The organism is Paenibacillus sp. NRS-1760, from assembly GCF_050467785.1.
In the GTDB taxonomy this organism is placed as follows: Bacteria; Bacillota; Bacilli; order Paenibacillales; family Paenibacillaceae; genus Pristimantibacillus.
Window position 1 is genome coordinate 574,593 of the sequence record NZ_JBITPK010000008.1, and the last position, 22,524, is coordinate 597,116.

The 22,524-nt window shown below is 45.5% G+C and carries 12 protein-coding genes; 10 read left to right on the forward strand and 2 right to left on the reverse strand.

Annotated features, from left to right (window positions below):
- Positions 1-26: 26 nt before the first annotated feature.
- Together ACIFSR_RS09650 and argH are read left to right on the forward strand one after the other, a co-directional pair.
- Positions 27-1,256, forward strand: coding sequence for an argininosuccinate synthase (locus ACIFSR_RS09650; RefSeq protein ID WP_430057001.1), 1,230 nt, complete (start codon positions 27-29; stop codon positions 1,254-1,256).
- A gap of 26 nt (positions 1,257-1,282) precedes the next feature.
- Positions 1,283-2,698, forward strand: a complete 1,416-nt coding sequence (argH, locus tag ACIFSR_RS09655; RefSeq protein ID WP_339205331.1) for an argininosuccinate lyase — start codon at positions 1,283-1,285, stop codon at positions 2,696-2,698.
- Between the two features lie 130 nt (positions 2,699-2,828).
- On the opposite strand, the gene ACIFSR_RS09660 is transcribed toward argH, so the two are convergent.
- A complete protein-coding gene (locus tag ACIFSR_RS09660) occupies positions 2,829-4,283 on the reverse strand; it encodes a VanW family protein (protein ID WP_430057004.1) in 1,455 nt (484 codons plus the stop codon).
- Positions 4,284-4,582: 299 nt separating this feature from the next.
- Between ACIFSR_RS09660 and ftsE the strand changes: the two genes are divergently transcribed.
- From ftsE to ACIFSR_RS09685, 5 genes are all read left to right on the forward strand, one after another.
- Complete coding sequence (ftsE, locus tag ACIFSR_RS09665; protein ID WP_076266167.1) at positions 4,583-5,269, forward strand: cell division ATP-binding protein FtsE; 687 nt, start codon at positions 4,583-4,585, stop codon at positions 5,267-5,269.
- Positions 5,259-6,176 (forward strand): permease-like cell division protein FtsX, encoded by a 918-nt coding sequence (gene ftsX, locus ACIFSR_RS09670; protein WP_076266166.1) that lies wholly within the window; start codon positions 5,259-5,261, stop codon positions 6,174-6,176. Before ftsE ends, ftsX begins: the two co-directional genes overlap by 11 nt.
- A gap of 12 nt (positions 6,177-6,188) precedes the next feature.
- Positions 6,189-7,448 (forward strand): murein hydrolase activator EnvC family protein, encoded by a 1,260-nt coding sequence (locus tag ACIFSR_RS09675; protein WP_256710788.1) that lies wholly within the window; start codon positions 6,189-6,191, stop codon positions 7,446-7,448.
- Between the two features lie 182 nt (positions 7,449-7,630).
- Complete coding sequence (locus ACIFSR_RS09680; protein ID WP_430057007.1) at positions 7,631-9,088, forward strand: S41 family peptidase; 1,458 nt, start codon at positions 7,631-7,633, stop codon at positions 9,086-9,088.
- A 105-nt stretch (positions 9,089-9,193) separates the two neighbouring features.
- A complete protein-coding gene (locus tag ACIFSR_RS09685) occupies positions 9,194-10,489 on the forward strand; it encodes a PDZ domain-containing protein (RefSeq protein WP_430057010.1) in 1,296 nt (431 codons plus the stop codon).
- Positions 10,490-10,574: 85 nt separating this feature from the next.
- Here ACIFSR_RS09685 and ACIFSR_RS09690 read toward each other — a convergent pair whose 3' ends face one another.
- Positions 10,575-15,749, reverse strand: coding sequence for a SpaA isopeptide-forming pilin-related protein (locus tag ACIFSR_RS09690; protein ID WP_430057013.1), 5,175 nt, complete (start codon positions 15,747-15,749; stop codon positions 10,575-10,577).
- Between the two features lie 444 nt (positions 15,750-16,193).
- Between ACIFSR_RS09690 and ACIFSR_RS09695 the strand changes: the two genes are divergently transcribed.
- From ACIFSR_RS09695 to uvrA, 3 genes are all read left to right on the forward strand, one after another.
- A complete protein-coding gene (locus ACIFSR_RS09695; RefSeq protein ID WP_430057016.1) occupies positions 16,194-17,354 on the forward strand; it encodes a response regulator in 1,161 nt (386 codons plus the stop codon).
- 224 nt (positions 17,355-17,578) lie between these two features.
- Positions 17,579-19,579: an excinuclease ABC subunit UvrB gene (gene uvrB, locus ACIFSR_RS09700; protein WP_430057018.1), complete on the forward strand. Its 2,001-nt coding sequence runs from the start codon at positions 17,579-17,581 to the stop codon at positions 19,577-19,579.
- Positions 19,580-19,598: 19 nt separating this feature from the next.
- Complete coding sequence (gene uvrA / locus ACIFSR_RS09705) at positions 19,599-22,481, forward strand: excinuclease ABC subunit UvrA (protein ID WP_339205325.1); 2,883 nt, start codon at positions 19,599-19,601, stop codon at positions 22,479-22,481.
- The last annotated feature ends 43 nt before the right edge of the window (positions 22,482-22,524 follow it).

Genomic DNA, 22,524 nt, shown 5'->3' on the forward strand with positions numbered 1-22,524 from the left:
TATTCGAAGGGAAGTAAAACAATACTATGGCAAAAGAAAAAATCGTACTCGCCTACTCCGGAGGCTTGGATACTTCGGTTATCCTCAAATGGTTGAAAGAAACTTATGACGCAGAAATCATCGCATTTACAGCAGATATCGGTCAAAAGGATGAGCTGGACGGCTTGGAAGCAAAAGCACTGGCAACGGGCGCTTCTAAAGTGTACATCGACGATCTTCGCGATGAATTTGCCAAAGACTTCATCTACCCGATGTTCCAAGCAGGAACGCTTTATGAAGGTCAATATTTGCTCGGTACTTCTATTGCCCGTCCGCTTATCGCTAAGCGTATGGTTGATATCGCTCGCGCAGAAGGCGCAGCTTATATCGCACACGGCGCTACAGGCAAAGGCAACGATCAGGTTCGTTTTGAGCTGACTGCTGCTGCACTAGCTCCTGAGATCGGCGTTATCGCGCCATGGCGCCTTGAAGCATTCCGTGAAGAATTCCCGGGTCGTGCGGAAATGATCGCTTATGCAGAGAAACACAACATTCCAGTTACAGCGTCTGCTGCGAAGCCTTATTCGACAGACCGCAACCTGCTGCATATCAGCTTCGAGAGCGGCATGCTGGAAGATCCTTGGTTCGATCCTAGCTCTGAAGAAAACGAAAGCATGTATGTGCTAAGCGTATCTCCTGAGAACGCGCCGGATAAAGCAGAATATGTTGAGCTTACTTTTGCAGAGGGCAATTGCACAGCTATTAACGGCAAAGAGCTTAGCCCGCTAGAAATTATGGATACGCTGAATGAGCTTGGCGGCAAGCACGGCATCGGACGCGTTGATATGGTTGAGAACCGTTTCGTCGGCATGAAGAGCCGCGGCGTGTACGAAACACCGGGCGGCACAATCTTGTTCACAGCTCACCGCAAAATGGAATCATTAACAATGGACCGCGAGGTTATGCATCTTCGTGATTCGTTGATTGCAAAATATAGCCAGCTCGTATACAACGGCTTCTGGTTCGCGCCGGAGCGTCTTGCTTTGCAAGCACTTGTGACAGAATCGCAAAAAAATGTGAGCGGCGTTGTTCGCTTGAAGCTGTACAAAGGAAACGTTATCGGAGCAGGCGTACAAAGCCCAGTGAGCTTGTACAACCCTGATATTGCAACGATGGAAGCTGATCCTTCACAAGCATACGATCAAGGGGATGCGACTGGCTTCATCCGTCTGAACGCATTGCGTCTAAAAGTATCGTCGGCAGTTAGCACTAAATAAGGTTTACAAGGGAGTGTTACGAACCAGTGAGTAAATTATGGGGCGGTCGTTTTACAAAAAAAACGGACCAATTGGTAGAGGAATACACAGCATCAATCATGTTCGACAAGGAACTCGCTGAAGAGGATATTCAAGGAAGTCTGGCGCATGTAACGATGCTGGGCAAGCAAGGTATTCTTCCGCTGGATGACGTTGAGAAGATTAAGGACGGGCTGCACCGCGTCCTTCAACGCATCAAACGTGATGATATCGAGTTCTCAATCGGAGACGAAGATATCCATATGAATATCGAAAAGACACTAATCGACGATGTTGGCTCTGTAGGCGGCAAGCTGCATACAGGACGCAGCCGGAACGATCAAGTGGCGACGGATATGCATTTATGGCTTCGCAAGCGCGTTGTTGAGTTCGTAGATATGCTTTATAAGCTTCAATCTGCACTTATCGAGCAAGCAAAAGCTAACATTGATACCATTGTACCTGGTTACACGCATTTGCAGCGTGCGCAGCCTATTCTGTTTGCACATCATTTAATGGCTTACGTATCGATGTTTGGACGCGATATTGAGCGTTTGCAGGACAGCTACAAGCGAATCAATGTACTTCCACTTGGAGCAGGTGCTTTGGCAGGGACAACCTTCCCAATCGATCGCCATTATGTGGCGAGCCAGCTTAAGTTTGACCGCGTTTATGAGAACAGCTTGGATGCGGTAAGCGACCGTGACTTCATTGTTGAGTTTCTTGCGGACGCATCGATCATCATGATGCATCTTTCGCGCCTTAGCGAGGAGCTCATCCTTTGGTCGAGCACGGAATTCCACTTTGTTGAGCTGGACGATGCATTCTGCACAGGCAGCAGCATTATGCCGCAAAAGAAAAACCCAGACGTACCCGAGCTTGTTCGCGGTAAAACGGGACGCGTTTACGGAGATCTTGTTGGCTTGTTGACGGTTCTTAAGTCACTGCCTCTTGCTTACAACAAAGACATGCAGGAAGACAAAGAAGGCATGTTCGATACGGTGAAGACGCTGCAAGGCGCGCTTCAGCTGTTCGCTCCAATGATCGCAACGATGAAGGTGAACAAGGAACGGATGCGTCAAGCCGTTAATCAGGACTTCTCGAACGCAACAGATATTGCAGACTTCCTTGTTGGCAAAGGCTTGCCTTTCCGCCAAGCGCATGAGGTTATCGGCAAAACAGTATTGTATTGCATCGAGCAAAACAAATACTTGCTAGACCTGACGCTGGAAGAGTTCAAAAAGTTCTCATCATTGTTCGATGATCGCATTTATGCCGTGCTTCAACCAGAACAGGTTGTTAATGCTCGTAACGTTTATGGCGGCACAGCAAAAACACAAGTGCAAGATGCGATTGGTCGCGCAGAGGTGGCTCTTGAGCAAACTGCAGCTTGGGTGACTGAGTATCTTGAACGCAGCAGATAATGGAGTTCGCTCTTTAGCGAAATTAGGTTTATAAAATAAAAAGCAGTTCAGCGTTGCCTTGGAGGCAGCGAACTGAACTGCTTTTTTTGCTATATTCGTTAACAGCCCGCACTTTGCTTGCACCGTTCTCCTAAAAAACGCCGTCCTCAAGCAGCGGCTCTGTCGTTTGCTGTGGCGGAGTCGGTGTTGCCGACGGCCCCTTGCCGCCTTTCATTGGACCAACCTCGATGATGGTTGGCTGAGCCTTGTACGTATCGCGCGACAATCGGTCACGGGAGATAACCTTGCCGTCACGCGTAAACGTACGGAATGTTTCTACCACATAACCTTGTTTTCCTGATTCCACAGTAACCTTCTGGCCTGGCGATAGGCGAGAATTTGTTTTCTCCTGAATGGCAGGGGCAATCGTTTTGAGCGTTACCGATTCGATATCATATTTTTCGTTTTCTTTCATCGTACCGAACAGCTTGATCGTCAGTTTGCGATCATCTACTGAGGTGCGAATGATGAGATATTTGCCCGTTGTATTTTTGAAACGAAAGTTAATCGCACCACCTGCATAAGTAGCATCTTGGCCAATAGGCAAATAAGCAACCGGCAAAGAGTGATTGCGCCGTTCAACAATTTCTAGCCCTGCTCGAAGAACAGCGTTATAAAGTGTACTTGAGACTTGGCAAATACCGCCGCCGATACCTGGAACAAGCTTGCCGTTCAAAATAACGGGCGCCTCGCGATACTCATATAATTCCTCTGCTCTCGTAATGAGCTTGTCATAATCAAATATTTCATCTGGCGCAAGCACCCAATCATTGAGCGTTTCTGCCGTTACAGTCACGTTATGGGCACGTCCTTCTGCGCTCGTCCTGAAATCAGTGGAAAATGATATGATTTTTCGTTCAATGCCTTCATCCTTCAATTTCTCAAGTGTCACTTCCGGATGAATGACGGTAATTGGCAGCTCAGCTTCAAAAGTCTTCTCAACAGGTGCTCCGATCTTCTCCCTTTTTATGATAACCCAATCATTTACCTGATCGGTAAGCTTTCCAGTATCCAAGCGAAAAGCATCGACATGCGGTTCGTAGATGACTTGGTCGGTATCTGTGATCCTTCGGACAGCATTTTTGGTAGCACTCTTTTCAATCCAGCTCCACTGCTTGCGGAGTGCGGCATCAAAGGCGTCTGAATTCCAAGCTTGCGAGAGCTCATATTGCTTGGGGAACTGATAGCGGTAAACGGCACGATCCCATATTTCACCTTCATCCAGTTTCAATAATGCCTCGCGAATGGTTTTGAATTCCGCTTTATACCCAAGCTCGTTTACCGTCCACTGCTTGCTGTCGCCAGCATTAGCAGCCGCATGAATGGTAATGGTACGCAGCTGCAGCGAGCTCTCATATTCCTCAAGCAGCTTAAGGGCATCTGTTACTTGCATGCCGCCAACAGCGATGCCGCCGGCATCAACCCCATCAGGAACTGTTTTTTGCTGTGCATAATTCCAAATAAAGCCCCAACCTACTGCTGCAATAAGAAGCAGCGATGCTGCGATGATAATGCCAATATGGATACGTTTTATGATACGAAACACTCCTTTCTGCGTGTCAAGCAAAAACGCCTTCGGCGACCTCAGGGCGCTGAAGCGGTTTTGACGGAGAAATATAAGCCCTTTATAAGCTAACAAACTTATAAATGCTTATATGTTAAAAAAGCAGTCTTATATGTATATGCTGCTTACTCTGCAATTTTGTCTAATGCGTATTAAGAGGTTGATTCGACAATTGCTTCGATTATGAGATTTGTGAAAAATGAGGAAAGCGAGCTCCTTATGAAGGAATTCAGCACAAACTGTCGAAATAGTAGTACTGACTATAAACAGGATGTGATAATGTGATTGAGATGCAAGACATATGGAAAACGTACACCGACGGAACGCATGCGTTAAAAGGCGTCTCTGTTCGTATAGATCGCAACGAGTTTGTTTATCTAGTAGGACCATCTGGTGCAGGTAAGTCAACATTTATGAAGTTGATCTATCGTGAGGAAGTACCGACAAAAGGACAGATTTCTGTTAATGGATTTAATATAGGAAAGTTGAAGCCGCGAAAAATCCCATTTGTTCGACGAAATATTGGCGTTATTTTTCAGGACTTTAGACTATTACCCAAATTAACCGTATTTGAAAACGTTGCATTTGCCATGGAGGTTATAGAAGCCCCAACCCGCGTCATTAAGAGGCGAACGATGGAAGTGCTTGAGCTCGTAGGACTGAAGCATAAGCATGCAAGCCTGCCGGCACAGTTGTCGGGCGGTGAGCAGCAGCGTGTATCGATTGCACGAGCGATTGTAAATAACCCATCTGTTATCGTAGCGGATGAGCCCACAGGCAACTTGGACCCGGAAACGTCGCTTGGCATCATGAACTTGCTTGAGGAAATCAACTTCCGCGGTGCAACCATCGTAATGGCTACCCACAATAAAGATATCGTTAACTCCATACGCAAGCGCGTCATTGCAATCGAGAACGGCAATATCGTACGTGACGAGGCTAGAGGGGAGTACGGCTATGAAGCTTAGAACTATACTCCGTCATCTGCGAGAAGGCGCCAAAAACATCATTAGAAATGGCTGGATGTCGTTTGCTTCAGTAAGCTCGATATTTATATCCTTGTTCATTCTTGGCGTGTTTTTATTGCTCGCACTCAACGTCAATTCCATGGCGGCACAGATCGAGAGTCAAGTACAAATTCGTGTGTTCCTACAGCTAAATGTAGACAAAGCGAAGATAACAGAGCTTCAGAACAAAATCGGCAATTTAACAGAGGTAAAGCAAGTAACATTTGTGTCTAAAGCAGAGGGACTAGAGCTGCTTCGTAAAAACCTAGGTGATGAGAACAAGGATTTGCTGGATGGTTATGAGAAGGAAAAAAATCCGCTGCCGGATTCATTTACGGTAGAGGTTTATGAGCCGCAATCGATCGAGGATGCCGCAAAACAGATCGATGCGATCAATAAAGCAGATGAACTTATACCGATTGCCAAAATCAAATATGGACAAGGCACGGTCGAGACTCTTTTCAAAATTACGAATGCTTTGCGTTACATAGGTATCGTCGTTGTTGTAGGTCTATCCGTAACAGCAATGTTCTTGATCTCGAACACGATCAAAATGACCATTATCGCAAGACGCAGAGAAATTGGCATTATGAAGCTGGTTGGCGCGACGAATTCTTTTATTCGCTGGCCGTTTTTCATTGAAGGTGCACTGATTGGAATTATTAGCTCGGTGATAACAACGGTAGCTGTGCTTGCAGGTTACTCACAGCTTGTGAAGTTTACGCAAATGGAATTATCACTAATGATGATTAAGCTCGTCACGGTAGAGGAGTCAGGAATGCTGACTGCCACGCTGCTCATCGTACTCGGAACATTAATCGGCATTTGGGGCAGCACGATCTCGATACGCAAGTATTTGAAAGTGTAGGAGGATGCGAAAGTGAAGAAGAGGAAATGGCTGTTATTCACAGTTACGATGATGCTTGCGGTATTTGTTATGCAACCAACAGGTGGAGAAGCTGCTTCTCTTAGCGAAATAAAGAAACAAATAGCAGCCGCTAAGGCGGAAATGAAGGAAGCGGAGCAACGGGCAGCTAAAGCTGAGCGCCAAGCCGCTAATGCTCATAATCAGGCTAAGACAGCAGAGAATGAGAAGGTAACTATCCTTGGGAAAAAAACAGAAGCGGAAGCTTCTATCGCTAATTTGATGGCAGAGATCGATAATGTCGTCATCAACAAAACAAAGATGCAAGCACAAAGCGATGCGAAGGAAGAAGAACTGCTGCAAACCGGCCTTGAGCTGGAGCAGGCTGAAGAGCGTGTAGTGACACGCGATGAGCTGCTGCAATCTCGTATGCGTCTTATGTATACGAACGGTTTTGTATCTTATATGGACGTACTACTGAGTGCGACTAGCTTTACAGATTTTATTGATCGATTCGATGCTCTTCAATCGATTCTGTCGCAGGATCGGGATATTTTGGCGGAGCAAAGAGAAGAGAAGGAGCTTGTTGCTCAGAAGAAAATAGAAGTAGAGAAACAATTTGCTGAAGTGAAAAAGATTTATGAGAAGCTGGAGCAGTATGAAGCTCATCTAGTGAAGAAAGAGCAAGAGAAAGAAGTTATGATAGCCAGCTACAATACAAATATCAAACAACTGGATAATAAGCTTGTACAAATTGACTCCACGTTAGAGGAGCTCGAGGGCATCAGCAAGGAGCAAGAGGAGCTGCTTATGGCGCTTGCTGCGAAAGTATCGAAGTTGAACGCAGAGAAAAACAAAATATCGAATCCGTATACGGGCGGTAAGCTGGGTATGCCGATTAGAGATAACTATCGCGTAAGCTCAAGCTTTGGCACACGGGTTCATCCGATTACAGGTAAAACACACACCCATACAGGAACGGATTTTGCAGCACCGCAGGGAACAGATATTTTCGCAGCGGAAGACGGTGTTGTACTCGTTGCCCAAAAGTGGAGCACATACGGAAATTGTGTCATTATTGACCATGGTAATGGCTTGTGGACGCTTTACGGACATATTCGTAATGGTGGAATCAAAGTTGAAAAAGGCGAAACCGTCAAGAAAGGCCAGAAAATTGCTGAGGTTGGCAGTACAGGAAATTCAACGGGGCCACATTTACATTTTGAAGTGCGTAAAAACCAAACCCCTGTTAATCCAGGTGGATATTTAAAATAGGCAATCTTTCATAAAATACATCAAGAGGCAGCCCCTGTGGCTGCCTTGTTTAAAATCAAACATAAAATAAATGATAAAGTGATCATTTTTACCGAATAATGCAAATAATTGTAAGCGGCTTGTCATATACTAGTGTGGTCTTAAATCTAAGACCGTGTAAGATGAGAAGGTGGTGTAGACAGGTGCATTTCAAAGGACGGACAGTATTCGCGTTCGTTATGCTAACGATGATTGCATCCGTACTCGTTACGCTAACGATCGCGGACCAAATGATTAAACCGGACAAGCCAGCAGCGCCTGCTCTTTCAGCAGCGGCAGCTGATGACGGTGATCGCTTCATGCTTAAAAAAGAAGAGCTGACGAAGCTTAATGCGGTGCTGGAATTAATTGAAACAAAATATTATCAGAAGGTCGATCGCATGGAGCTGCTTGATGGTGCTGTAAGCGGAATGATGTCGTCGCTGGATGATCCCTATTCCGTTTACATGGAGAAGGACGTAGCTAAGCACTTTTCGGAATCGATCGAAGGCTCGTTTACAGGTATCGGAGCAGAGGTTACGCTTGAAAATGGACGGGTTGTCGTCGTTTCTCCGATTAAAGGCTCTCCGGCAGAACGTTCCGGCCTATTAGCGAAGGATATTTTGTTATCGGTTAACGGTGCGAAGCTCGATGGACTGAATTTGCAGGATGCGGTAGCGAAGATTCGTGGTCCAAAAGGAACCAAAGCGAAAATTCAAGTACAGCGTGTCGGTTTTTCTGATCCGATCCAGCTCGTGCTCATTCGCGACGATATCGATGTGGAAACGGTATATGGCAGCCTGCAGCCGGATGGTACAGGCGTCATTGAAATCAGACAATTCTCACTGCATACGGCAGAGCGGTTTAAGCAGGAGCTCGCGAAGCTGGAGGAACAAGGGATGAAGGGGCTTGTTCTTGATGTACGCAACAATCCTGGGGGCGTTCTTCCTGTTGTTGTAGAGATAGCCCAAACCTTCCTAGCCAAAGGTACGACAGTCGTACAGGTAGAGGATCGTGAAGGAAACCGGGAAAAAACGCTGTCGAAGGGACAAGAAAAAACGTACCCCATAGCGGTTCTTATGAATAAAGGGAGCGCAAGCGCATCGGAAATATTGGCAGGAGCTTTGCAGGAAAGCGCGGGAGCGAAGCTCGTTGGCGAAACCTCCTTTGGCAAAGGCACTGTTCAAGTAAGCTACAACAAAGCGCTTGGCGACGGAAGCCTGCTCAAGATGACCATAGCCAAATGGTTAACGCCTAAGGGCAATTGGATTCATGAAAATGGCATAAAACCCGATCTTACGGTGCAGCCGCCGGATTTGTATACCGTTGCAAGACTTACCCTTTCCGAGACGTTAAAGCAAGATATGCTGGGCGAACAAGTACGGAGCGTTCAAATTATGCTGCATGGTCTTGGATACCAACCAAAGCGTGAGGATGGTTACTTCGGAGCGGAGACGGCAGAGGCCGTTAAGAAATTCCAATCCGAGCATAGCTTGCCGGCCACGGGACAGGTCGATAAGCAAACGGGTGAAACGCTGGAGAAGGAAGTCATTAAATGGATTCAAGATAAAAAGAATGATAAGCAGCTGCTTGAAGCAATTAAGGCTGTAGGCAGGAAATAATACGCGCATGTCGAATGAATAAGAGGTTGACTCTGTTTAACAGGGTCGGCCTTTTATTTTTTTATGTTTATAAGGATATGGGGAACGAGCGAAGGAGTGTTAGCTTTGGAAACGGCGATCGAGTTATTGGAAATGCTCGGGCAAGCGGCTGTCCAATTAGTTGCACAGCCATTTTATTATATTGCGGTGTTATTCATCATTTTACAGTATACAAGGCAAATACGAGTGGAGAGGCAGATGTTTGCAGTAAAGCTGCATCATTGGCCAAGCTTGGTTTTTAAGGCGATGTTAACGGGTCTTTTGATTGGTGTAGCGGTTTCCATTGCAGGAGCATTCGTTGGCGTATCGTTGACAGGAGAAGCTGTTCTTTGGCTTTGGGCAGTTGCGGCTATCTTAATGCTGATTCGAATTAGATACTTATGTTTTGCGTACAGTGCAGGAGTCATTACTCTTCTTCAGTGGCTGCTCGGGTGGACAACGCTTTCGGAGCGGACGGATTGGCTCGGGTCATTGGCTGTCTCCCTTGCAGGAATTGATGCTGCTGGTTTGCTTGTGCTCGTTGCGCTGCTTCATCTTGCAGAAGCCGTTCTTGTTCGCTGGCAAGGTGATCGATTATCGACGCCATTATTTCTTGAGGGTAAACGTGGAAAGCTCGTTGGCGGCTATATGCTGCAGGGCTTTTGGCCAGTTCCGCTGCTTATGCTGGTACCGTCAGGGGCGAGCGGATCATCTATGACGGCATTGCCGTGGACACCATTATTTGGAGCAGATTGGTCGCAAGGCTGGTCGTTCGTAGCGTTGCCTATGATTATCGGATTTACGGAAATGACACGTTCTTTATTGCCGCGTGAAAAAGCGAAGCATGCCTCGAAAGGGCTGCTGCTGTACAGCATATGCTTAGCTGGCGCAGCAATTCTGGCTTGGTGGCAGCCAATGCTGCTGCCGCTTGCTGCACTGGTTTCACTGCTGCTGCATGAGGCCATTATATGGAGAAGCCGGGTGAGAGAAGCGGCTTTATCGCCATTATATGTGCATGACTCACGCGGGCTGCGAATATTAGGAATCGTGCCTGGCACTCCAGCGGCATTAATGGGGCTTTTGACAGGCGAGATTTTGCACAAGGTTAATGGTGTGCGTGTGCGGACAAAAGAAGACCTTTATGAAGCGCTTGTTCAAAACTCCGCATTTTGCAAGCTGGAAGTATTAAATCTTGAAGGCGAATTAAAATTTGCGCAACGGGCGCGATTTGCTGGTGAGCACCATCAGCTCGGGGTCATTCTAGCTCCCGATGAACAAGCCAACTATTATGCATCGGCTGGGCCAGCGTCCTTGCTGCAGCTGCTGCGCAGCTATCATGCTTCTAATCGGCGCGATGCGCAGGCGGAGAGAATGGATAGTTAGTTATAGCTCGAAATAAAAAGGCTCGAAATAAAAAAAAGGTGAATCAGGATATTCCTGATTCACCTTTTTTGCATTGTTTAATCACTTAGCGTCTTGTTCTTCTTTTGACCACAATTGTCGAAACACCAACAACGATCATTGCTAGTCCGAGCAGCTGCATGAGCAGGTAGCTGTTCTCGCCGGTTTTAGGCAATACAGGAACGTCTGGTGTTGTGATTCCGCCGCGAGGCGGTTCTTCTACATCGATTTCAAAGAAGATTTCTTCTTCATTGCCATCTTTATCTTTAACGATGATAGAGAATGTATCTTTTCCTTTAAATCCAGGGTCAGGAGTGTAAACCCATTTGCCATCTGGTGTAATGACAACTTTACCATGATCAGGCTTTACGCCTCCAACAGGCACGCTGCCATCAGGGACTTCCACTTCACCTTCAACTGGCTTGTCAACTTCCGTAACTTCCTTTTCTGTAGAAGTAGTCGGCGCAGGCGTCGCAACTGGTGTTGTCGTCGGCTTCGGCGTTGTCGTTGGTTTTGGTGTAGGTGTCGGTACGATCGTTGGCGTCGGTGTTGGCACGATAACTTTGTTGTTTTTAACCGTGACCGAATTACCCGATATAGAATTAATGGTGACACTTACTTCGCCGCTGCCGATTATGCTGTAACCAGCAGGTGCTGAGATTTCCTTCAATACATAGCTTCCAAGAGGAAGTCCAGTGAAGGATACTTTACCATTTGCAGCCGTCGTTTGTTTGCCATAGCTCACATTAGAGGTGCTGTACAATTCAAATGTAGCGCCAGCAAGAACGATTGTTGTATTCGCACTATCTACTTTGGTTACTTCCAGTCTGCCAAGAGGATCTCTTGTATTTTTGATCTCTTTAGATACAGATGGCGCATTAATCGTTACGTTTACTTCACCGTTGCCAATCATGCTGTAGCCGGATGGAGCTGAGATTTCCTTCAGCACATAGCTGCCGTAAGGAAGATCTGTGAACGATATTTTACCGCTAGAAGATGTTGTTTGTTTGCCTAAGCTTACATTTGCGCTGTTGAATAGCTCAAACGTAGCCCCAGCAAGAACGACCGTAGTATTATCGTAATCTACTTTAGTGACTTCCAAGGTTCCGAGCAGCTTAGCATTTTTCACTTCTTTGCTTACAGTAGAGGCATTAATCACAACGCTTAATTCACCGCTGCCGATGATGCCATAGTTGACAGGTGCTGAGATTTCTTTCAGCACGTAGCTGCCATAAGGAAGACCAGTGAAAGATAGTTTGCCTGCTGAATCAGTTGTCTTTTTGCCTAGGCTGACATTGGCGCTGTTGAATAGCTCAAATGTAGCTCCAGCAAGAACAACGGCAGTATTATCGTTGTCTACTTTCGTTAATTCCAAGGTTCCGAGCAGCTGAACATTTTTAACTTCTTTTGATACAGTAGACGCATTAATCGTAACATTTACTTCACCTTTGCCGATGATGCTGTAGCCATGAGGTGCCGAAATTTCCTTCAGCACGTAGCTGCCGTAAGGAAGAGCCGTGAATATTGCTTTTCCGTTTGCAGCCGTCGTTTGTTTTCCCATGCTTACATTCGCGCTATTGAAAAGCTCGAACGTAGCTCCGGCAAGAACGATTGACGTATGATCATTGTCTACCTTGGTTACTTCAAGGCTGCCTTCTAGCTTTTCATTTTTCACTTTTTCAGATACTACAGCTGCGTTAATGGTCACATTCACTTCGCCGCTGCCCATTATTTTGTAGTCTGTAGGAGCTGAGACTTCTTTTAGTACATAAGTGCCGTAAGAAAGGCCAGTAAAAGATAATTTGCCGCTAGTGTCTGTCGTCTTTTGACCCAAGCTTACATTGGCGCTGTTGAACAGCTCGAATGTTGCTCCTGAAAGAAAGATTGCAGGATTTGCGCTGTCTACTTTAGTGACTTCCAAAGTACCAAATAGCTTTGTATTTCCCACTTGTTTCGTAACAACAGAAGCATTAATCGTAACATTCACTTCACCGTTTCCGATGATGCTATAGCCGGCAGGTGCTGAAACTTCTTTCAGTACATAGCTGCCATAAGGAAGGCCAGTGAAAGTTGCTTTGCCGTTTGCGGCTGTTGTTTGTGTACCTTGGCTTACATTAGCGCTATTGAAAAGCTCGAATGTCGCTCCAGCAAGAACAGTTGTTGCATTAGCGGAGTCAACTTTCGTTACTTCCAAGCTGCCTAAAAGCTTCGCGTTTTTGATTTCCTTCACGACAGGAACGGTCGTTGAATTGATCGTTACTTCGTAGATGCCTGTACCATCAATTGCGTAGCCAGCTGGTGCACTTTTCTCTTTCAAAGTATATTTACCGTAACGCAAGCCGTTATATTCAAGCTCGCCATTAGCGTTTTTAGATGGTACGATTACACCGCCGGTCGAATTGCGAGTGAGTTCAAAAACAGCGCCGGACAGCTTGAGCGTTGGATCATCTTTGTCAACTTTAACTACCTTTAAATCGCCTTTATAAATACTGCCAGTGCCTTCTCCGCCGGATAATGCTATTTTCACCTCTGTCGCATTGTCAACGGGCTTGGAAATACCTCCAGCACCAGTGAAAGTAACCGTATTTGAAATGGTTTCTTTGTCTTTAGCATCAATAATGGATTGGTATTCAAGAATATAAGGTTTGGATATTTCATTGTTGAAGCTGAGCTCAAATGTCTCATCACTTGAAATAGCTGAATCCGTATTTTCCTTGAAAGTTAGTTTATAGCCATGAACCGGATCTGTAGGGCTAATAGCCGAACCGGTTTTGGTTACATTGCCGTTGCTATTTACGCTTGTAAGATAGAGCTTAAATGATTCTTTGACAAGCGTTTGTTTTTTGCTAGGCACATCATAAATTTTTGCTTCGTCAACAGTGGACTGACCGCGGTTAATATAAATCGTCCAATTGACGGAGTCATCGTTTTGCTGACCTTCTTTGAATACATATTCACCGGCTTTTGGTATCGTCACGGAAGCAGTAAGATCCTTCGTTGTATAACCAGTGCCGCTTAAATAAGCATGATTGTTAATTGTTTTTTCCGTTGCTCCAAGCACTTTTCCATCCACATCCGTTTTGAATGTGATGAGGTAAGGCTCACTAATTGGATTAGTAAATGCAATCTGCCATTGGTTATTGTTGGCGGTCGTTGGAAGTACAACGCTGTAATTGCCTGTTGGAGCAACGAGTGCACCAGGGGTCGTAGAGCCATTGCTGTTCACAGTCAGCTTGCGTACTTCAATCGATCCAGCCACGAGCTGTTGTACCGATTCCAGCGTATCTGTTACGACGGCATTGGCAATTGTTTTGCTATTGTAGTTAATGCCGATGTTCCATGTAATTTTTTTGTCTGTGGCATTATAGCTGCCATTCTTATAGCCGTTATCCTGTGTGTTCTTATTAGGCGTAAAAGTTGACGTTTCGGATTGATTTTTCTCTGATCCTACAGCAGTCTCTTTCCAGATCAGTTTGCCCGTATTTTTGAAAGAGAAGTTTGTATTAGAAAAATAGGATCCGTCCGTATAGTCGTATTCCGTTGTATATGAGATAGTGTAAGTAGAATTGCCATCTGGAAAATCGATTTTGAAGCCGTTTGTAGTGTCAGTTGCACCGGCTGGATCATACGTGATGGTATAAAGCGGACTATTCACGACAATACCGTTTTGCTTAACGACCAAGGTGCCAGGTACAAGCTTTAAGCCGCCGCTAACGAAAGTATCTTCAAATTTCAGACCAAACAAATTATATTTGTCTCTATTGATTTCAACATTCCAGTCTATCGTTCTATCTTTGTAGTTAGCATTACTATTTGTTTTATGCAAAAAATGCTGCTTAACATCTACGGTGACCGTATTGGATTCTTTATTATCCGAATAAACCGTATTTTTAATTGCTTTATCGTCATACAAATTGCCAACTGGCTTGGTTTGGTATGTTATTTTATATGCGCCAGTGATGGGGTTATTGAAGGACAGCTTAAAGCCGTTCTTGGTGTTTTGATTTTTGGGATGGCTGCTTACATCATAGTCCAGAGTATAGTCAGTCGACGGTATTTCAGTTCCTGGCGTGCCAGCAACCGGATCGGCTACAGGGAATACTTTTATGGAACCTGGTACAAGCTCATGGCCTTTATCGAACAAATCAGTCAAAACTGCGCTTGCTATCGTATCTTCGCCAAAATTGTATTTAATGGTCCAATCGATGACTTGAGCAGCTTCATTATATGTACCTGATTTCTCAAGCAGTTTGCCGCGGCTGTTCGTTATCGTGTCTGAAGCAGAAACATCGGTAATATTGCTGCCTTTTAATGTAGCGGTATTTTTGAAGTTAGCTTTGGTAATGTCGGTAACAGCTGTATCAAATACGATGCGATAAACCGAATTTATATTTCCTAAGTCTAGCTGCAATTTATTATCAGGTGAAGCGGGCGCAGTCACTTGATAGTCAGCAGGTGCATTTTGTAGTATTGGATTAGACAGGACACCATCGGTGTCTGAAGTCATTTTGTAAACCTTGAGCGAGCCCGGCGTGAAAGTCAGACCAGCAGGAATCGTATCTGTGACAACGGCTCCGTTAACTTTTTTGAGATCCTTGTTCACGTCAACTGTCCAAGTAATGTTTTCAGCATTAAAGCTCTTATCCGGTGTTCCCTTTTTGCTAATTGGAGATGTTACACCTTTAGGTGCAATCGGAATGGTGATGGTATCTCCGATATTAAATTTAATAGGTACTTCTGTTTTTCCGCCAACGCTTTGTTTCGTGAAATAGTTCCAGAAGCTCAGGGTACCAGAAACAGGTATGCCGTCGTTGCCATCCCTAATCTCTTTGTTAAACTTAAGTGTAACGGTATTCCCGATTACCTGAAAAGTTCCTACACTAGGATCACTGCCTAACAGAGGATTTTCTCTAGTATCAATAGTGTACATCTCAAACTCTGCAGGCAGATCGAACGTGAACGTATCGTCTTTATGATAGGAATGGCCTGCAGGAAGCTCCCAATCGTAGTTTAATATGAGTACCTGGCCAAGCTCTACACGAATATCAGGGTTAACATAGTATACTGAATTATAAACCGAGGCAATGACAGTGCTTGGCTTTTCGTTGTCAGTCAAAGTCATTTTAGTAATAATGTTATCACTAATAGTTGCTGCCTCTACCGGCTTCAAAATACCGGCAAAGTTTACGTATTGAAAAATTAGCAAAAAAGCGATCATGAGTGCAGTTGTCTTTTTTCTCATTTCTTGGTATCCTCCATCTTAAAATGCTCGAGTATTCATTTATTTCTAGTTATTTGGAGCTAGCAGCAAAACATCATTCCTTTCTCTATTAAAATGAGCTTCATGTAGTGATCGGCCTGCTGTTAGTTGGGAGAGTTATGTATATAAGGGTGCTTTGCGAGAAAAGCGCCGACCTGACAGAGAGGTAGGAGTACTTGATGGCATTTTTGGTTAAAAATGCATGGTAACCGTACACGATTTCGGCATATTACGATCTATTCCAACATAATTCTTATTCTATAGAACAGTACTATACAATTTCTGAACAAGTTAGGTCTTTTTACTCATATATACTTACAAAATCATGAATGATTTTGGGAAAAAAGCCGATATGAAATAGATTAACGAAAATTTCTAATTGTAAACAAAATTGGATGATTGTGAATGTGATAGGAGTGTAGAAAAATGAGGGTTCTTGTAATCGATGATGAAAGACTGGCTCTCGTTCAACTGGAGCGGGTGCTCCGCCAATCGATGGAAATAACGAGTATTGATGTGTTTCAAAATCCAAAGCAAGCAGTGGAGCAGGCGAGCGAGCTGAAGCCTGATGTTGTTTTTCTAGATATCCATATGCCTGAATTATCTGGCATTCAAGCAGCCGAGCTTATTCAAGGAATATGTCCGCAAACAGATATTGTTTTTGTCACGGCGCATGATGAGTATGCAATAAAGGCATTTGAGCTGAATGCAGTTGATTATCTGTTAAAACCGCTTCAGAAATCGCGCGTGGAGATAACTATCGAACGTTTATTGAAGCGCAGGAGTACAAAACCGTTGTCAAAAGAAATCGAGAAGCAGGAGCAGACCGTTTATTGTTTTAAAACGTTGCGTTTTCAATCCTCCTATGGACAGCTCCCAGAGCTGCCGAAATGGCGTACGGCTAAAGCCCAGGAGCTTTTTTGTTATCTGCTGCATCACCGCGGGCAAATTGTACACAAGTCGATACTGCTCGATTTATTTTTTCCGGAGATGGACATGAAGCGTGCGATGACACAGCTATACACGGCTATCTATCAAATTAGGCAATGCCTTCAGAAAATGAACATGAACATAGCGATTCATAATTCCAGTATTCAAGAAGGTTATATTCTCGATATGGGACAAGTCGTTCTAGATTTGGAGCGGTGGGAGCAAGGAATGGTTAAGCTTAGCGGTTCGATTTCTGAGGATCAGGATCAGGCTTTGCGGCTGCTAGGTGAATATGAGGGCGACTATTTACAGGATTACGGATATCTATGGGCGGAGTATGAGCGAGAGCGTTTGCGTCAGTTATGGCTGAGTTTGGCGAGGATGTTAGCTGCTTATTATTTGGGGCAAGGCGATCGAACAAGCGATGCATTGCAATTGTATGAAAGAATACAAACGATGGATCCTTACCAGGAGGAAGAGGGACTGATCGTGATGAGGCTTTATGATGAGCTGGGCTGTTACGATAAGGTGATTTTCCACTATGAGCGTCTTCTTCAAACGCTAGAAAATGATCTGGGACTTACCGTTCCTTTGCAGGTGACGGAGTGGTACAAGCAATGGCAGGAGAAGAAAAACGGCAAGGAAATGCTTTTATGAAAGAGGAACAACGGCATAAATGAGAATACTTCAGCGCAGGTGAATAACTGACTATGCTGTACGTATTCTTTTTTTGTTTTCCGACGTTGCACGACTTTAAGGATAACGTTATAATAGATGGGAACAAACATTCTTATTTTGAAATATCAGATGAAATGAATTGACTATATTTGACTATAATGATAAGAGCATATATTTCGGAATGATGGGGGTGGATGATAGGCGTGAGTGAGCTCGCAAAAGAAACAAGGCTGTTTGAGTTGAAATCGGATTATACGCCGCAAGGCGATCAACCAAAGGCAATCGAACAGCTTATAGAAGGTATTCATGCAGGTAAGAGACATCAGACGCTTCTGGGAGCAACGGGTACAGGCAAGACGTACACAATCGCGAACATGATCGAGGAGCTAAACCGACCAACGCTTGTAATTGCCCATAATAAGACGCTGGCAGCACAGCTGTGCAGTGAGTTCAAAACTTTTTTCCCTGACAATGCAGTAGAGTATTTTGTGAGCTACTATGATTATTATCAGCCTGAAGCATACATCCCTTCAACCGATACCTTTATAGAGAAGGACTCCAGCATAAACGATGAGATCGATAAGCTTCGACATTCAGCGACGAGCTCTTTGTTTGAACGCCGTGATGTGATCATCGTAGCGAGCGTTTCCTGTATTTACGGTCTCGGATCTCCGACGGAATACGGCGGCCTCGTGCTTTCGCTCCGTGTAGGGATGGAGAAGTCGCGGGATGCGATTCTGCATAAGCTGGTCGATATTCAATATCAGCGCAACGATATCAGCTTTACGCGCGGAACGTTCCGTGTTCGCGGCGACATTGTTGAGATCTTCCCAGTCGCCAATAATGAGCGGGCTATTCGTGTAGAGCTCTTTGGTGATGAGATTGAGCGCATTTCAGAAATTGATGTGCTCACCGGCGAAATCATTGGCGAACGCGATCATATTGCCATTTTTCCTGCTTCTCACTTCGTTACACAAGAAGAGACGATGAAGGTAGCGCTCGTCAATATTGAGAGGGAGCTGGAGGAACGACTCGCCGAGCTCCGCGAAGCAGGTAAGCTGCTCGAAGCACAGCGGCTGGAGCAGCGGACGCGCTATGACTTGGAAATGATGGCGGAGATGGGCTTTTGCTCAGGCATTGAGAACTATTCGGGGCCGCTCACTTTTAGAGAGCGCGGGGCAACGCCTTATACGCTGCTTGATTATTTCCCTGATGATATGGTTATTGTTATTGATGAGTCCCATGTGTCGCTGCCACAGATTCGAGCGATGTACAATGGTGACCGGGCGCGTAAAGAGATGCTCGTTAATCATGGCTTCCGCCTTCCGTCAGCGATGGATAACAGGCCGCTGCGCTTCGAGGAGTTCGAGGCGAAGGCCAAGCAGCTCGTTTATGTATCCGCAACGCCAGGTCCATACGAGATAGAGCACACCGACAAAATGATCGAACAAATTATTCGTCCTACTGGGCTGATTGATCCGATTATTGATGTCCGCCCAACGAAGGGACAAATCGATGACTTGCTGAACGAGATTCGGGATCGCATTGCGAAGGATGAACGGGTTCTTGTTACAACGCTGACGAAGAAGATGTCAGAGGATTTAACTGATTATATGAAGGAGATAGGCATTAAGGTAAGATATCTCCATTCCGATATTAAGACGTTGGAGCGATTGGCCATATTGCGTGACCTTAGGCTCGGCGTTTTCCACGTGCTCATTGGAATCAACCTGCTTCGAGAGGGCCTCGATTTGCCTGAGGTATCGCTCGTTACGATTCTCGATGCGGACAAAGAAGGTTTTCTTCGCTCGGATCGCGCGCTTATTCAAACGATTGGACGTGCGGCGAGAAACAGTGAGGGGCGCGTCATCATGTACGGTGATAAGATTACCGATTCTATGGATCGCGCGATCAAAGAAACAGAGCGCCGCCGTACAATTCAACTTGCATACAACGAGAAACACGGCGTTACGCCGCAAACGATAAAGAAAAAGGTTCACGATGTAATTGAAGCGACGAAGGTAGCTGAGCAGAAAGCCGACTACTTAACCGGTGCCGGCGTGGACAAAATGACGAAGAAAGACCGTCTGGCGCTTGTTCAAAGGCTGGAAGCGGAAATGAAAGACGCAGCAAAAAACTTGCAGTTCGAACGTGCAGCAGAGCTGCGGGATGCACTGCTTGAACTGCGTGCCGAGATGGGCTAAGAAGTAGGAGGAGAAACGATTGGCTAGCGATAAAATAGTTGTGAAGGGCGCTCGCGCCCATAATCTAAAAAACATTGACGTCACGATACCGCGCGACAAATTTGTGGTACTGACGGGGTTAAGCGGCTCCGGTAAATCTTCCCTTGCATTCGATACCATCTATGCAGAGGGACAGCGTCGTTACGTTGAATCATTATCCGCTTATGCACGCCAGTTTCTTGGGCAAATGGAAAAGCCGGATGTTGATTCTATTGATGGGCTTTCACCAGCTATATCTATTGATCAGAAGACAACAAGCCGCAATCCGCGTTCTACGGTCGGAACAGTTACTGAAATTTATGATTATTTGCGGCTCTTATTTGCCCGTATCGGCAAGCCGCATTGTCCAGAGCATGGGATCGAAATAACGTCGCAGACCGTTGAGCAAATGGTTGACCGGATTATGGAATACCCGGAGAAGACGAAGCTGCAAATTTTGGCTCCGCTTATTTCAGGCCGCAAAGGCGAGCATACCAAGCTGCTCGCTGACATTCAGAAGCAAGGTTTTGTTCGTGTACGCGTGAATGGCGAATTGCGAGAGCTCAGCGAGAAGATTGAGCTGGAAAAAAATAAAAAGCACAGCATTGAAGTGGTTGTCGATCGTATCGTCGTGAAATCAGATATTCAAACGAGGCTGGCGGATTCAATCGAAACTGCACTGAAAATATCTGAGGGCCGCGTGCTCGTTGATATCATCGATCAGGAGGAGCTTCTATTCAGCTCAAATCTGGCTTGTCCAGAATGCGGTTTTAGTATCGAAGAGCTGGAGCCGCGCATGTTCTCGTTCAATAGTCCTTACGGGGCATGCCCGGATTGTGATGGTTTAGGCATGAAAATGATCGTTGATCCAGATTTGCTCGTACCTGATATGAGCAAGTCGATTGCGGATGCTGCTTTCCTAGCTTGGGCGGGCAGTACGTCAAATTATTATCCGCAGTTTCTAAGTGCGGTTTGCGTGCATTATGGCATACCGCAGGATGTTCCGGTATCCGAGCTTGAGCCGGAGCAGATGAAGAAGATATTATATGGAACAGGCGGAGAGCGTGTTCGATTCCTATATGAGAACGATTTTGGTCATCGCAAAGAGGCTTATGTTCCATTCGAAGGCATCGTTCATAACCTTGAGCGGCGTTATAGAGATACCGCATCGGATATGATGCGCGAGCATATTGAGAACTATATGAGCGCTAAGCCATGTGCAGGCTGTAAGGGACAACGTCTTCGCAAGGAAACATTAGCGGTTACGATCAACGCGCAGCACATTTCCCAAGTCACCTCCTTATCTATTGGAGATGCACAGCGGTATTTTGATTCGCTAAAACTGTCTCAGAAGGAAATAGCAATCGCAAACTTGATCTTGAAAGAGATCAACAGCCGACTAGGTTTCCTTGTAAATGTAGGATTAGAGTATTTGTCATTAAGCCGCGCAGCGGGTACACTGTCGGGCGGAGAAGCACAGCGTATTCGATTGGCAACGCAAATCGGCTCAAGTCTTATGGGCGTCCTTTATATATTGGACGAGCCAAGCATTGGGCTGCACCAAAGAGATAATGATCGCTTAATTGAGACGCTTGAGCATATGCGCAACCTTGGAAATACGCTCATCGTCGTTGAGCATGACGAGGATACGATGCTGGCAGCCGACTATATTATCGACATTGGGCCTGGAGCGGGTATACACGGAGGCATGGTCATTGCAGAAGGTACGCCAGAGGAAGTGATGGCGAATGAAAACTCATTGACGGGCCAATATTTGAGTGGACGCAAGTTTATTGAAGTGCCTTCCGAGCGCCGCAAGACGAGCGACAAATGGTTAGAGGTTCGTGGCGCGAAGGAAAACAATTTAAGAAACGTAAATGTGAAGATTCCACTAGGTGTATTCTCAGCGGTAACCGGTGTTTCAGGTTCAGGGAAGTCGACCTTCGTTAATGAAATTTTGTACAAAACGTTAGCGCGTGATTTGAACAAAGCGAAGACGCGTCCTGGACAGTACAAGGAAATGCGAGGCATCGAGCATTTGGAGAAGGTCATCGATATTGACCAATCGCCAATCGGCCGAACGCCAAGATCTAATCCAGCTACGTATACCGGGGTATTTGATGATATCCGTGATTTGTATGCGAGTACGACGGAATCGAAAGTACGCGGCTACAAGAAGGGAAGATTCAGCTTCAATGTGAAGGGCGGACGCTGTGAAGCCTGTCGCGGAGATGGAATCATTAAAATTGAGATGCACTTCCTTCCTGATGTCTATGTGCCTTGTGAGATTTGCAAAGGTAAACGATATAATCGAGAGACGCTGGAAGTGAAATACAAAGGTAAAAATATTGCGGAAGTGCTGGAAATGACCATTGAGGACGGCTGTTCATTCTTCGAGAACATTCCTCGTATTCATCGGAAAGTACAGACGCTGCTTGATGTTGGTCTTGGTTATATGAAGCTGGGTCAACCAGCTACCACATTATCAGGTGGTGAAGCGCAGCGCGTTAAGCTGGCTGCTGAGCTTTATCGTCGTTCCACGGGCAAGACGCTTTACATTTTGGATGAACCAACAACGGGCTTGCACGTACATGACATCGACAGATTGTTGACCGTTCTTCACCGCTTGGTTGATTCAGGTGAATCCGTACTCGTTATTGAGCATAATTTGGACGTCATTAAGACGGCGGATTATTTGATAGATCTAGGTCCAGAAGGCGGCAATGGCGGCGGTATGATTGTGGCAACAGGCACGCCGGAACAGGTTATCAAAGTTGAGCAATCGTATACGGGTAAATATTTAAAACCAATTCTTGAGCGTGATCGCGAACGTACAACAGCGCGTCATAAAGAGAATCTAAAGGTTGCTGCGGCAGCCGAATAATGAAGTGAAAAGAGGGAACAAGCTGAGTATTTACTCAGTTTGC

Bases quoted from the DNA above. Each gene is read 5' to 3' on its own strand.
- ACIFSR_RS09650 (WP_430057001.1), top strand. From the start codon at position 27: ATGGCAAAAGAAAAAATCGTACTCGCCTACTCCGGAGGCTTGGATACT.
- ftsX (WP_076266166.1), top strand. From the start codon at position 5,259: ATGAAGCTTAGAACTATACTCCGTCATCTGCGAGAAGGCGCCAAAAAC.
- ACIFSR_RS09690 (WP_430057013.1), bottom strand. From the start codon at position 15,749: ATGAGAAAAAAGACAACTGCACTCATGATCGCTTTTTTGCTAATTTTT.
- ACIFSR_RS09695 (WP_430057016.1), top strand. From the start codon at position 16,194: ATGAGGGTTCTTGTAATCGATGATGAAAGACTGGCTCTCGTTCAACTG.